Source organism: Rhizobium sp. 32-5/1 (assembly GCF_029537235.1).
Taxonomy (GTDB): Bacteria; Pseudomonadota; Alphaproteobacteria; order Rhizobiales; family Rhizobiaceae; genus Pararhizobium.
The window spans coordinates 1,949,882-1,963,421 of record NZ_CP120638.1 but is presented as its reverse complement, the minus strand read 5'-3'; the positions used below and the strand labels follow the sequence as shown (position 1 = coordinate 1,963,421).

Sequence of the window (13,540 nt, the reverse complement as noted above, 5' to 3'; positions counted from 1 at the left end):
TGTGTTGCGCCCTATGGCGGCAATATCACGACCTTAGAGCGTCGCAAGTGCGGATGCCTGATGCGAACGGGCTTTCCTTGTTTCCACAGGCTGGTTTAAATGGTGGTTCATGTGTTTGGGGAACATGCCATGCCGGAAGATGCGCTCCTGCGCCGGACAGAACTGCCAAGGCCTGACGTTACCGCCGAGGATGCGGCTGCGATCCTCGAAGGCTGGTATGGCCTGACCGGGCCGATCGTCGAGCTTGGCAGCCAGCAGGATCGCAACTATCGGGTGGACACGGACGCAGGTCGCTTCGTCCTGAAGATCTGCCGCGCCGATTATGCGACCGTCGAGCTCAAGGCGCAGAATGCAGCCATGCGCCACATCGCCGCTAAGCCCAGTGCACCGCGCGTTCCCTGCATCATGCCGGGGCTGAGCGGCGAGGATATTCTGTTCCTCGATATCGGCAGCGACAGCTACCAGATCCGCCTGCTGGACTATCTCGACGGCGAACCGCTGACGCGGCGCAAGTATCTGTCCGTCGAGACAGTCGCCGGGCTCGGGCGCATTGCCGGAAAGCTCGCGCTCGCACTTGCGGATTTCGAGCATCCGGGTCTTGCGCGGGAGCTGCAATGGGACCTGCGCCGTGCGGGCCCTGTCGGTCTGCACCTGTTGAAGTCGATGACCGACCGCCACCTGCAGCGACGGCTGGCGGAGGCTCTTGCCGGTTCTGTCAGGCGCATACAGGTGCTGGCGCCCGAGCTTCGGCTGCAAGCGATCCACCACGATGTGACGGACGACAATGTCGTCGCGCAGCCCGATGGCAACGGCCGCCTCATTCCCGATGGCGTCATCGATTTCGGCGATATCCTCAAGGGTTGGCTGGTCGCGGACCTTGCCGTCACCTGCGCTTCGCTGCTGCATCATGCCGATGGCGACCCCTTCTTCCTCCTGCCGGCGATTCAAGCGTTTCACGAAATCTATCCGTTGAACGAGGCCGAGCTGGCTGCTCTCTGGCCACTGATCGTCGCGCGCGCCACGATCCTCGTTGCCAGCAGCGAGCAACAGCTGGCGATCGATCCGGACAATGATTACGTGATCGGTAATATCGAGCACGAACGGGTCATCTTCGATGTTGCCGTTTCCGTACCCCTCGCGTTGATGGAGGAGGCGATCCGGCAGGCCTTGGGCAAAGGCGTCGAGCCCGCGCCGCTTGTTTTCGGCCCGCTCCTGCCGGACATTGATCCGCAAAACATCCAGATGGTCGATTTCGGCACGACGGGTGCAGCGCTCAAGGAGGAGAACTGGTCGATCCCGGATATTGAACATGCGCTACTCGATGCCGCTGCCACCGATACCGGCTCGGCCTCGACGCGTTATGGCGAATATCGGCTGACCCGCACGCGGGTGCTATCGGCTGAGGCCCCGGAAACCTTTGCACTCAACGTCACGCTCCGTCTTCCTGCCGGAACGGTCGTTGCCGCTCCTTTCGACGGGCAGTTGGTCCGCAATGGCGACATGTTCGTCCTGGCTGGTGCGGACATGTCGCTGCATCTGTCCGGGCGGGATCCCGAAATTGACAGTCTCCCTGCAACATTCAGCGCCGGCGACCGGCTTGGCTTCGTTGCGGACACTGGAGACGGACGCGGTCTGCTGACCGCTCAGCTTTGCCGGGTGCCGGGCCTCGTGCCGCCGTCTTTTGTTCGGCCCGCCCATGCCGCCGCCTGGTCCGCCCTCTGCCCATCTCCCTCTGCAATGCTGGGCGTCGACTGCGATGCGCCGGCGCCTGAGAGCGCCGATCTTCTGGCCCGCCGCGAAAGCCATTTCGCACGACCGCAGAAGAACTATTACAACAGCCCTCCACAGATCGAGCGTGGCTGGAAGGAGCACCTTTTCGATGTCGAGGGTCGCGCCTATCTCGACATGCTCAACAACGTCACCATCCTCGGTCATGGCCATCCGCGCTTGAGCGCGGCGGTGGCGCGGCAATGGTCGCTGCTGAACACCAATTCCCGCTTTCACTATGCCTCTGTCGCCGAATTTTCCGAGCGGCTGGCGGGGCTGGCTCCGCAAGGGCTGGACACGGTCTTTCTCGTCAATAGCGGCTCGGAGGCCAATGATCTGGCGCTCCGGCTCGCCTGGGCCGCAAGCGGTGCGAAAAACATGCTCTGCTTGCTGGAAGCCTATCACGGCTGGTCGGTGGCCAGCGACGCCGTCTCCACCTCGATCGCCGACAATCCGCAGGCGCTGACCACGCGGCCGCCCTGGGTTCATCCGGTCGTCTCGCCCAACACCTATCGCGGCGAATTTCGCGGGCCTGGCTCGACGGAGGAATATGTCTCAGCCGTTTTGCCCACGCTGGAGAAGATCAATGCGACGGGCGAGGGGCTTGCCGGCTTCATCTGCGAATGCGTCTACGGCAATGCTGGCGGCATTCCGCTTCCGCCCGGTTATTTGCAGGCGGTTTATGCCATGGTTCGCGAGCGCGGCGGTCTTTGCATCGCCGACGAGGTGCAGGTCGGCTACGGCCGGCTCGGCCATTATTTCTGGGGCTTCGAGGAGCAGGGCGTAGTCCCCGATATCATCACCGTCGCAAAGGGCATGGGCAACGGCCACCCGCTCGGCGCTGTCATCACCACCCGCGCCATTGCCGACGCGCTGGAAAAGGAAGGCTATTTCTTCTCGTCCTCGGGCGGCAGCCCGGTCTCGTCCGTCGTCGGCATGACCGTGCTCGACGTCTTGCGAGACGAAGGATTGCAGGAAAACGCCCGGATCGTCGGCGATCATCTGAAGGCCCGGCTGGAGGCGCTCTGCCAGCGCTTTCCGCTCGCCGGTGCCGTGCATGGCATGGGTCTTTATCTCGGCCTCGAATTCGTCCGAGATCGCGTGACGCTTTCACCAGCAACGCAGGAGACGGCGGCAATCTGCAATCGCCTGCGCGACCTCGGCGTGATCATGCAGCCGACCGGCGACCATCTCAACGTGTTGAAGATCAAGCCGCCGCTCTGCCTGTCGATCGAAAGCGCCGATTTCTTCGCGGACATGCTGACAAGGGTTCTTTCCGAGGGGTGGTAGAACCCGGCGGGGCTATATGTCCGGGCTTGCGCGGAAGACGGAGGCAATGGTTAAGTCCGGCCCGACCCTTCGCAAATCACGAGTGCCATCATGCCCCATGCTGCCGACCTGATCATCGTCAACGCCCGCGTTCTCACCCTGGACGCAGAGGCGCTGCATGCCGAGGCGGTGGCCGTCGCCGGCGGCCGCATCCTTGCCGTCGGATCGCGCGATGAGATCGAGGCGCATGCCGGCCCGCAGACACAGGTCATCGATGCCGCGGGCGGTTCGGTTTTGCCTGGCTTCTCGGAAAACCACATGCACCTGTTCTCCGGCTCGGCCGAGCTCGATCATCTCCAGCTTGCCGGCGTCGCAGGAATGGATGCTTTGGCGGCGGCAGTCAAAGCCTATGCGGAGGAGCGTGGCGACCAGACGGTGCTGTTTGCGCAAGGCGCTGATTACACGATCCTCGGTGATACCGAGCGGCTGACCCGCCATCACCTCGATTCCATCCTGCCCGATCAGCCGCTGGTGCTGTTCGCACCGGATCATCATACGGCTTGGGCTAATACCACGGCGCTCGAACTGGTCGATATGTTGCATGGCGCCGAGATGGGGCCGGGCAACGAGGTAGTCATGGGCGAGGACGGGCTTGCGACCGGCGAATTGCGGGAAATGGAGGCGTTCAGCCCGTTGCAGGCCGTCGGAGGCTTCGAGCGCTACCGGCTCGGGCTCGCGACGGGTGGCGAGCCGGACCCCTATCCGAATGCTGCGGAATGGGCGCAGGATATCGCCGTCATGCGCCGCGGGCTCGACTATTGCGCCTGCCATGGCATCACCACGATCCAGAACATGGACGGCAATCTCTACCAGCTGGAATTGCTCGAAGCGATCGAGAAGGAGGATGGTTGCCTGCCCTGCCGGGTGATGATCCCGTTTCATTTCAAGAATTTCATGGGCCTCGATATGCTGGAAAAGGCGTCCGCCATGGCCGCGCGCTTCAAAAGCGACTGGCTGTCCTGCAGCGTGGTCAAGGTCTTCTATGACGGTGTGCTCGACAGCTGGACGGCGGTCATGGTCGAGCCCTATGCCGACCGGCCGGATTATTGCGGCGAAGGTCTGTTCACGCCGGAAAGCTTCCGTGACGTCGCGGTCGAGGCCGATCGTCGTGGCTTGCAGATCGCCGTTCATGCTATCGGCGACGGGGCCGTGCGCGCTGTGCTCGACGGTTATGAGGCCGCGCGGGAGGCCAATGGCGTGCGCGACAGCCGCCACCGCATCGAGCATATCGAGGTCGTTCATCCGGATGATATCCAACGTTTTGCCGAACTCGGCGTCATCGCCTCCATGCAGCCGCCGCATCCTCCGGGCTGCATGGGCGTACCGCTGGAGCCGACCGTGTCACGCATCGGTGAGGCACGCTGGCCGGTAAGCTATGCCTGGCGCACGCTGAAGGATGCCGGCGCCCGCATCTGCTTCGCCTCCGATTGGCCGGTCTCGCCGATTGACCCGATCGCCGGCATCCAGACGGCGGTCATCCGCAAGCCTTGGTCGCCAACCGATCCGGACCAGAGCTTTTCGCTCATGGAAGCGCTGGCTGCCTATACGGTCGAGGGCGCCTATGCGGAGTTTCGCGAGGATCGCAAGGGCATGACCAAGCCCGGTTTTCTCGCCGACCTCGTGGTTCTCAGTGCCGACATCGAGGCGGTCAATATTGACGACCTTCATACCGTCCGCCCGGTGCTGACGCTGTGTGGTGGACGAATAAGTTTTTCCTCACGATAAATATTTTTGCTTCCCGAAGGCTAAAGGGTTGTCAACGACAGGGCGCTGTGATCACCTAGCGCAAAGCCGAAAAGGCGGGAACAGCAGCTGAAATCAAGGTGAGTGGGCCGCATATGGCGGATTTGAACGCTGTCGAAATACGCAACGTTTCCAAGATATTCGGCTTTGGCGAGTTTGCTTTCGCCGCGGTCAACGACACATCTGTCGCCATCCGCCAGAACGAGTTTTTCACGCTGCTCGGCCCCTCCGGCTGCGGAAAGACCACACTGCTGCGCCTGATCGCCGGCTTCGAATTCCCGACCTCCGGCGAGATCCTTTTGAACGGCGAAAACATCGCCGCCATGCCGCCCTTCAAGCGCCCGGTCAACACGGTTTTCCAGAGCTACGCCCTGTTCCCGCATATGACGGTCGCGGAAAACATTGGCTTTGGCCTGCAGATGCTCGGCCGGCCAAAAGCGGAGATAGAAGCGCGCGTCGCCGAGATGCTGAAGCTGGTGCGCATGGAAGAGCTGCGCGGCCGCCGCACCAGCCAGATTTCCGGCGGCCAGCAGCAGCGCGTGGCGCTCGCCCGGGCCCTTGCGCCGCAGCCCAAGGTGCTTCTGCTTGACGAGCCGCTGTCAGCGCTCGACTACAAGCTGCGCAAGGACATGCAGATCGAGCTCAAGCGCCTGCAAGCCGAAACCGGCATCACCTTCATCTTCGTCACGCATGATCAGGAAGAGGCGCTAACCATGTCGGACCGCGTCGCCGTCATGTCGGCCGGTCGTATCCTGCAGGTGGGCAGCCCGCGGGATATCTATGACGCGCCCACGGATCGCTTCGTCGCCGATTTCATTGGCGAGACCAATTTCCTCAAGGGACAGGTGGTCTCGTCCGCAAACGGCATAGCCGACGTCGATACCGGGGTTGGCGGGCGCATCGCCGCTGCTCTGCCGGAGGGTTTCACGCCGCAGGGCGAGGTCACCGTGGTGCTGCGGCCGGAACATGCGATGCTCTGCGGGGCTGAGGATGCCGGTGCCTGCCAGATGACCGGCACGCTCGAAAACATCGTCTATTTCGGAACCGACACGCATTACCACGTCGTCCTGTCGGATGGCGCAACGGCGTTTACCCTGCGCGAACAGAACAAGCCGATGCAGGCGGCGCGCTTTGCCGCCGGCGATCGGGTCGGTATCGCCATCGAAGCCAATGCCGCCCGCGTGCTGAGGAATTGATATGAGCGGGGCGAGCGACGTCATCGAAGCGGAAGCAAGGCGGGACGTCCGCAATCGCTGGCTGCTCTCGATGCCCGCGCTGCTGATCATCCTTCTGGCCGCCGCCGGGCCATTGCTTATCGTCCTCGTATACTCTTTCCTGACGCCAGGCCCCTATGGCGACGTCCAGTGGCAACCGACATTGTCCGCATGGGTCAACGTCTTTCTCGAGCGCGACATTTTCGATGAGACGCTGTCGCTCGCCGATGCACATGTCTCGATCTTCATGCGCTCCGTCTGGCTTTCGCTCGTGACGACGGTGCTGACGCTGCTCGTCGGTTTCCCCACGGCTTATTTCATCGCGACCCGCCCGGACAATTCGCGCGAACTCTGGCTGTTCCTGATCACCATTCCCTTCTGGACCAATCTTCTGATCCGCACCTTCGCCATCCTGCAGATCATCCGCAATGAGGGACTGATCAACAATCTGATGATCGATCTGGGGATTTTCGCGCGGCCCGTGCAGATGCTGTTCACCGATGGCGCGATCCTGACTGGCATGGTCTATGTCTACCTGCCGCTGATGGTGCTGCCGCTTTATGCCAGCATGGAAAAGCTGGATTTCCGGCTCGTCGAGGCGGGCTACGATCTCTATGCGACGCCGTTTAGGGTGCTGCGCCGGATCATCATCCCGCTCGTCAAGCCCGGCATCATTGCCGGCTCCATCCTCGTCTTCATCCCGGCACTTGGCGCCTATGTGACGCCGAGCATCTTGGGCGGCGGCAAAAACCTGATGCTGGGCAATCTGATTGAACTGCAGTTCGGGCAGGGGCGCAACTGGCCGCTGGGCGCTGCCCTGTCGATCACGCTGATGCTGATCGTCATGGTGGCGCTGCTGTTTTATGTCCGCAACGCCAAGGGATCGGGTGCGCGGCATGGCTAGGCAGTTCTCCGTCCGCCGCCAGACCGGTTTCACCGCGATCGCCATGGTGTGCTTCTTCGCGCTTTACCTGCCGATCGGTGTCTTGGTGATCTATGCCTTCAATGCCGGTACGTCGCTCAGCGTCTGGGAAGGCTTTTCCCTGCGCTGGTTCGTCAAGGCTTTCGAAAACCAGCAGGTGATCGAAGCCTCGATCCGCTCGCTGCAGATCGCAGTGGTCGCGGCGCTGGTGGCAACCGCTGCCGCGACCATGGCGGCACTTGCGACCACGCGGACCGAGCCCTATCGTGGCCTGACGCTGAAATATGCCTTCATCAACCAGCCGCTGATGATCCCCGAGATCGTCACGGCGGTGGCGCTCTTGATCTTCTTCTCGCGCATCAAGGTCTGGACCGGTTATTCCGGCCTCGGTTATCTGATCGCCGCGCACACGGCATTCTGCATCCCGTTCGCCTACCTGCCGATCCGCGCGCGTCTGGAGAATATGGACCTGACGCTGGAGCGGGCTGCGGCCGATCTCTACGCCACGCCGTGGAAAACCTTCCGCTATGTCACCTTGCCGTTGCTCTGGCCGGGCATCCTGGCCGGTCTGATGCTCGCCTTCGTCATCTCGCTGGATGACGTGGTGATCACCGAATTCGTCAAATCGGCTGGGCAGGATACTTTGCCCACTTATATGCTCGGTCAGTTGCGCCGGGCGATCACGCCCGAAATGAATGCGATTTCGACCCTGTTTCTGCTCCTGTCGATCTGCATCGTTACCGTCTTCTTCTTCGTCAACAAGAAACGCATCTGAGAACGCAAAAAGGGAACAACACCATGAAACGGATCACGACGACACTGGCTTTTGCGGCTGCATTGCTTGCCTCAACGGGCCTCGCGCATGCCGAAGGCGTGCTGAACATCTACAACTGGGGCAACTATACCAGCCCCGACATGATCAAGAAATTCGAGGACCAGTACAAGGTCAAGGTGACCATCACCGACTATGATTCCAACGACACGGCGCTCGCCAAGGTCCGCCAGGGCGGCTCCGGCTTCGACATGGTCGTGCCCTCGCAGAACTACATTCCGATCTGGATTTCGGAGGGCCTTCTTCTCGAAACCAATCCGGGTGGCATGGAGAACTTCAAGAATGTCGCCGAGGAATGGAAAAATCCCGAATTCGATCCTGGCCGCAAATACACGGTTCCGTGGGCCATGGGCATCGTCGGTACCGTCGTCAACACCGATGTCTACAAGGGTGACATCAACACCTGGGGCATCATTTTCGATACGCCGGATGAGTTGAAGGGCAAGGTCAACGTCGTTCCGGAAATGACCGACGTGATCGACGCTGCCGTTCTCTACAATGGTGGCACCAAGTGCACCGGCGACTTGACGATCCTGAAGAAGGTGCGCGACACGCTGGTCAAGGCCAAGCCGAACTGGGTGGCGATGGAATACGGCACGATCGAGAAAATGGGCTCGGGTGATTTCTCTGCATCGAGCGACTGGAACGGCTCGGCCTTCCGCCAGCGCCTTGCCAACCCGAAGATCAAGTTTGGCTATCCCAAGGAAGGCTATGTCAACTGGAGCGATAATCTCGGGGTCCTCAAGGACGCGGCCAATGTCGAGAATGCCAAGCTCTTCCAGAACTTCATGATGGACCCGGAAAATGCCGGCATGAACTCGGCCTTCCACCGTTATGCCAACGGCATTGCCGGCTCCGATGCCTTCATGCCCGCCGACATGAAGGATGCGCCGGAGATCAAGATCCCGGCCGAATTCGCGTCTGTCGGCGTTCCCTCGCAGACCTGCCCCCGGAAGTCCAGGAGCTTTACACGAAGATCTGGACCGAGTTGCAGAAGTAAGCTCCCCGCATAACTACGCCCCGCGGTCTTCGCGGGGCGTCTTCATTTCTAATGCCCCTTTCCGGATCGTCCCATGAAAACCGTTTTTCTCCCCGCCATCTCGGCCATGCCGATCAGTTCGAGCTTGTCGCGGGAGCCATCGTCCCCGGTTTCGAAATGCCGTCGCGTGCGGAATATGTCTTCGAGCGCGTCAAGACGGTCGGGCTCGGTCCGGTGCTTGTCCCGGAAGAACACGACCTTTCGACCGCCTACAAGGTGCATCGCAAGGACTATCTCGATTTCCTACCGACCATCTGGAGCCGCTGGACCGCCGAGGGGAGAACCGGAACGGCGCTGCCCTTCACCTGGCCGACACGCGGTCTGCGCGGCGACGTGCCGCCGGAGTTTATCGACGGGCTGCTCGGCTACTATTCCTTCGATGCCGGCTGCGGCGTCGTCGAAGGCACCTGGGATGCGATCAAATCCTCCCACGACGTGGCGCTGACGGCGGCTGGTCTGGTGAATGCCGACGAGCGGTCTGCCTTCGCGCTCTGCCGCCCGCCCGGTCATCATGCAGGTGCCGGTTTCATGGGCGGCTATTGCTACATCAACAACGCGGCCGTTGCGGCGCAATGGTTCCGCGACAACGGTGCCAGGCGCGTCTCGATCCTCGATGTCGATTATCACCATGGCAACGGCACGCAGGAAATCTTCTATTCCCGTGCCGACGTGCAGGTGATCAACCTGCATGCCGATCCGATGCAGGAATATCCCTATTTCCTCGGCCATTCCGACGAGCGCGGCGCAGGCGAGGGCGAAGGCTACAACCTCAACTATCCGATGCGCTTCGGCACCAGCTGGGAAACATGGAGCGCGTCGCTTGACGACGCCTGCGGCAAGCTTCTCGCCTACCAGCCGGATGTCGTCATCGTCTCGCTCGGCGTTGATACGTTCGAGAAGGACCCGATCAGCAAGTTCAAGCTGAAGACCGAGGATTTCCCGAAGATCGGCGCACGCATCGCAAAACTGGACCTGCCGACTCTGTTCGTGATGGAGGGCGGCTATGCCGTTGCCGAAATCGGCGTCAATGCCGCAGGCGTTTTGACCGGCTTTGAAGGGCGCGGCTGATGCGCGATCACCGGCCGAAGCTCTATGGCATTCTCACCAGGGCCGATGGCGGAGAGTATTGACATGACACAGGATGTTTCCCGCAGCGACGTCAGGCTCGATAACTGGCGCACGGCCCCGTTTTCACGCTGGGCTTTCCAGAATGTCAGCGAGATCGTGCCCTCCGCCGTCATCCGTAGCAACCGGCTGTTCGAGGAGGCGACCTATGATCTCGGCCCATTTTCGGACCTGCAGGTGTCCGGGCTGGACGGGTTGGACCAGCCGCTCGAGGCCTTTCTGGAAGCCAGTGACACCGATGCTTTCGTCGTCATGCGACAGGGTCGGCTGATTGCCGAGTGGTATGCCGGCCATTGCGATCCGGCCTGCCCGCACATCATCTTCTCGGTCTCGAAGTCGCTGACGGCGCTGCTCGCCGGTATTCTGGTCGGGCGGGGCAAGCTCTCGCTCTCCGACCTCGTCGTCCAGCATGTGCCTGAAGCGGAAGGCTCCGCCTATGCCGATGCCACCGTGCAGCAGCTTCTCGACATGGAAATCAGCCTCGATTTCGAGGAGAACTATCTTGATCCGCATGGCGCTTTCAATCGTTACCGGCGGGCCACCGCCTGGGCGCCGGACAATCCCGCCGATCCGGCGCCGGACCTGAAGACCTTCCTGTGCTCATTGCAGAAGGGAAAGTCCGGACATGGTGTTGCACATGCCTATCGCTCGCCGAATACGGATATGACCGGCATCGTGCTGGAGCGGGCGTCAGGTGTTCGCCTGCCGACATTGTTCAGCGGCCTGCTCTGGCAGCCGCTTGGCGCAAGTTCGGACGCGATGATCACGGTGGATCGTGCCGGCACCTCGCGTGCTGCGGGTGGCATGTCGGTCACGGCGCGCGATCTGGCCCGAACAGGTGAACTCGTGCGGCGAAAGGGTGGCGGCATCGTGCCGGCCGGTTTCATCGCCGATCTCTGGACTGGCGGCAGCCGTGATGCCTGGGTGAAGGGCGACCAGACGACGTTGTTTCCGGAAGGCCGCTACCGCAACTACTGGTATTCCAGTGGCTCTGGCGAACTCGCGGCGATCGGCATTCATGGGCAATGGATCTGGATCGACCCGGCCACAGAAACGGTCATCGTCAAGCTGTCCTCACAGCCACTGCCTGTCGATGCGCCGCTTGATCAGGCGATCGTGAGCATGCTGCGGCTGGTCTCCGTGAAGGCTTGAAGCCTTCTCAGTTCGTGCCCTTGTCCTCATCCTTGGCGAGCTTCTGCCAGGCATTCTGTTGCGATAGGACCGAGCGCAGATATTTGACATTGGCGGCTGCCTGGTCCGGCGACAATTCCTGCATGGCGATCTGTTCGGCTTCCTGGAAACGGCCCTGCAGACCAACGGCAAGCGCCAGGTTTTGCCGTACGCTGCTGTCGGCCGTCGGCTGGTTGGTGGCGGAGCGCAAATAGGTCTCTGCCGTCTTCAGATCCTTGGCGAGAAGATAGGACATGCCGAGATTGGACAGAACGGACGGTTCGTTCGGCTGCATGTCGAGCGCTTCGCGATAACGCTGGCGTGCCTCGGGTGCGCGGCCCAGCTGGTCGAGGATTGCGCCTTCGGCGGATTTCAGCTTCCAGTCCGGCCTATCAGGCGTCTGGGCCCGGCCGATGGTGGCAAGCGCCTGTTCCAGCTGTCCGGCGGCGGCCTGCGCCTTGCCGTAGGCTGCCAGAACTTCGCGGTCGGAGGGGTGGCTGATCGCCACCTGCTGCATGACGGCGAGCGCTTGGGTGTTGCGGCCGGTCATGCGCAGCATGTTGGCGTAGTTCAGGCCGGCGTTTCGATCCTTCGGGTTCTTTTCATAGGCCCGACCGATGCTGTCGGCGGCGCGGGACAGTTCCGACGCCGTCATTGATTGCACGGGCTTGTCGAATTTCGGAATGGAGCCGGTTGTCAGCTCCTTCTTCTGCGTCGCGCATCCGGCGAGCGACACGGCGACGAGCACAACGGATATGCCGCACAGGATGCGGCGTGCGCGCGAAGATGGAAATGTCTGTGTGGTGGCCATGGCCAGCGCCCCTCGAAGCAATGGTTCATGCACCGGACTCGGATCCCAACATTTCGGCGCAATCTTCACTCCAGCAATAATCTGTTAACCCTAACAGAGCGTTAATCGCGTGATTCTGTAGACCTGCCTTCAAGGATTTTCATGGCCCCCTTCCAGTACATCGACCGCCCGTCGCCCTTCAACACAGCCGCGGGCACGACGCTGCCGATCTTCGCGGTTACGCCGGCCCATATCGATCAGCAGGCAATCGATCCGATTGCGCTGGACTGGGCCCGCAAGGCTGGTTTCAAGGCAGAACCGGGCGCTGTGCTGCTCATTCCGTCCTCGGAGGGGCACCTTGGCGGCGCGCTGCTCGGCCTTGGCTCCAATCCATCAGAAGCCCCGTTCATCACCGGCAAGCTCGCCCGTGCGCTGCCATCCGGGCAGTGGCACGTCGAGACCGCACCGCTGACGGCCGATCGCCTGGCGCTTGGCTATGGTCTTGGTGCCTATCGCTTCGATCGCTACAAGCCGTCGAAGTCGCAAGCCCCGACGCTGATGATCCCGGCCGACGCCGATGCAGCGGATATCAAGCGCCAGCTGGCTGGCGTTTTTCTTGCCCGCGACCTGATCAACATGCCGACCAACGATATGGGTCCGAATGCGCTTGAAGCGGCTTTCCGGGCGCTCGGCGATCACTACAAGGCAAATGTTTCGGTCATCGCCGGCGATGACCTGCTGGCGCAGAATTTTCCGCTGATCCACACGGTCGGCCGCGCCAGCGCGGAAGCACCGCGCCTGCTCGAAATGCGCTGGGGCAAGAAGGAAACCGCAAGGTCACGCTGATCGGCAAGGGCGTCTGCTTCGACACGGGCGGCCTCGATATCAAGCCCGCGGCCTCGATGCTGCTGATGAAGAAGGACATGGGCGGCGCCGCCAACGTCATGGGCCTCGCCCTGATGATCATGGATGCCAAGCTGAAGATCGATCTGCGCGTGCTTGTTCCGGTGGTCGAGAATTCGATCTCCGCCAATGCTTTCCGCCCCGGCGATATCTACAGGAGCCGCAAGGGCTTGACGGTGCAGATCGACAACACCGATGCCGAGGGAAGGCTGATCCTTGCGGATGCGCTGGCCTATGCGGACGAGGAGGAAACCGGGTTGATCGTTGACATGGCAACGCTGACGGGTGCGGCGCGTGTGGCGCTTGGACCCGACCTGCCGCCCTTCTTCACCGATGACGATGATCTCGCCCATGAACTGACGGATTCGAGCCTCTCGGTCGATGACCCGATGTGGCGCATGCCGCTCTATATGGGTTACGACAAGGATATCGCGACCCGCATCGCCGATCTCACCAACGCGCCATCAGGCGGCATGGCTGGCTCGATCACGGCGGCACTCTTCCTCAAGCGCTTCGTGACGAAAGCGAAGAGCTGGGTGCACTTCGATATTTTCGGCTGGGCCCAGTCTGAGCGCCCGCATTCGCCTGTTGGCGGTGAGGCGCAGGCCATCCGGGCGCTCTATCACATGCTGTCGAAGGGAAAGAAATAATCGCTCCGCAAATGCAAACGCCCGCGTCGTCTCAGCATCGCTGAGTCAAAGCGGGC

Annotated in this window: 8 protein-coding genes and 2 pseudogenes; 9 read left to right on the top strand and 1 reads right to left on the bottom strand. The window is 61.8% G+C overall.

Annotation, left to right across the window (positions count from 1 at the left end; genetic code table 11):
- Window positions 1-129: 129 nt before the first annotated feature.
- The 8 genes and pseudogenes from P6U16_RS10095 (at window position 130) to P6U16_RS10060 (ending at window position 11,123) form a co-directional block, all read left to right on the top strand.
- Window positions 130-3,057: an aminotransferase gene (locus P6U16_RS10095; protein WP_277703618.1), complete on the top strand. Its 2,928-nt coding sequence runs from the start codon at window positions 130-132 to the stop codon at window positions 3,055-3,057.
- Between the two features lie 90 nt (window positions 3,058-3,147).
- Window positions 3,148-4,821 (top strand): amidohydrolase, encoded by a 1,674-nt coding sequence (locus P6U16_RS10090; RefSeq protein ID WP_277703617.1) that lies wholly within the window; start codon window positions 3,148-3,150, stop codon window positions 4,819-4,821.
- 113 nt (window positions 4,822-4,934) lie between these two features.
- Entirely contained in the window at window positions 4,935-6,035 is a 1,101-nt protein-coding gene (locus P6U16_RS10085) for an ABC transporter ATP-binding protein (protein ID WP_277703616.1), read from the top strand.
- Between the two features lies 1 nt (window position 6,036).
- A complete protein-coding gene (locus P6U16_RS10080) occupies window positions 6,037-6,957 on the top strand; it encodes an ABC transporter permease (RefSeq protein ID WP_277703615.1) in 921 nt (306 codons plus the stop codon).
- Window positions 6,950-7,750 (top strand): ABC transporter permease, encoded by an 801-nt coding sequence (locus tag P6U16_RS10075; RefSeq protein WP_277703614.1) that lies wholly within the window; start codon window positions 6,950-6,952, stop codon window positions 7,748-7,750. Before P6U16_RS10080 ends, P6U16_RS10075 begins: the two co-directional genes overlap by 8 nt.
- Before the next feature lie 23 nt (window positions 7,751-7,773).
- Window positions 7,774-8,807, top strand: a pseudogene (locus tag P6U16_RS10070) (extracellular solute-binding protein).
- Between the two features lie 51 nt (window positions 8,808-8,858).
- A complete protein-coding gene (locus tag P6U16_RS10065) occupies window positions 8,859-9,914 on the top strand; it encodes a histone deacetylase family protein (protein WP_277703613.1) in 1,056 nt (351 codons plus the stop codon).
- 63 nt (window positions 9,915-9,977) lie between these two features.
- The gene (locus tag P6U16_RS10060) at window positions 9,978-11,123 is read left to right on the top strand and encodes a serine hydrolase (RefSeq protein WP_277703612.1); all 1,146 of its coding nucleotides are present in this window, start codon (window positions 9,978-9,980) and stop codon (window positions 11,121-11,123) included.
- 7 nt (window positions 11,124-11,130) lie between these two features.
- Here the strand turns inward: P6U16_RS10060 and P6U16_RS10055 are convergent, their stop codons facing one another.
- Entirely contained in the window at window positions 11,131-11,952 is an 822-nt protein-coding gene (locus P6U16_RS10055) for a tetratricopeptide repeat protein (protein WP_277703611.1), read from the bottom strand.
- 141 nt (window positions 11,953-12,093) lie between these two features.
- Here P6U16_RS10055 and P6U16_RS10050 point away from each other — a divergent pair.
- Window positions 12,094-13,484, top strand: a pseudogene (locus tag P6U16_RS10050) (M17 family metallopeptidase).
- The last annotated feature ends 56 nt before the right edge of the window (window positions 13,485-13,540 follow it).

What these genes read in the sequence shown, in the direction of transcription:
- P6U16_RS10065 (WP_277703613.1), top strand. Translation starts at nt 8,859, where the DNA reads ATGCCCCTTTCCGGATCGTCCCATGAAAACCGTTTTTCTCCCCGCCAT.
- P6U16_RS10060 (WP_277703612.1), top strand. Translation starts at nt 9,978, where the DNA reads ATGACACAGGATGTTTCCCGCAGCGACGTCAGGCTCGATAACTGGCGC.
- P6U16_RS10055 (WP_277703611.1), bottom strand. Translation starts at nt 11,952, where the DNA reads ATGGCCACCACACAGACATTTCCATCTTCGCGCGCACGCCGCATCCTG.
- P6U16_RS10090 (WP_277703617.1), top strand. Translation starts at nt 3,148, where the DNA reads ATGCCCCATGCTGCCGACCTGATCATCGTCAACGCCCGCGTTCTCACC.
- P6U16_RS10075 (WP_277703614.1), top strand. Translation starts at nt 6,950, where the DNA reads ATGGCTAGGCAGTTCTCCGTCCGCCGCCAGACCGGTTTCACCGCGATC.
- P6U16_RS10085 (WP_277703616.1), top strand. Translation starts at nt 4,935, where the DNA reads ATGGCGGATTTGAACGCTGTCGAAATACGCAACGTTTCCAAGATATTC.
- P6U16_RS10080 (WP_277703615.1), top strand. Translation starts at nt 6,037, where the DNA reads ATGAGCGGGGCGAGCGACGTCATCGAAGCGGAAGCAAGGCGGGACGTC.
- P6U16_RS10095 (WP_277703618.1), top strand. Translation starts at nt 130, where the DNA reads ATGCCGGAAGATGCGCTCCTGCGCCGGACAGAACTGCCAAGGCCTGAC.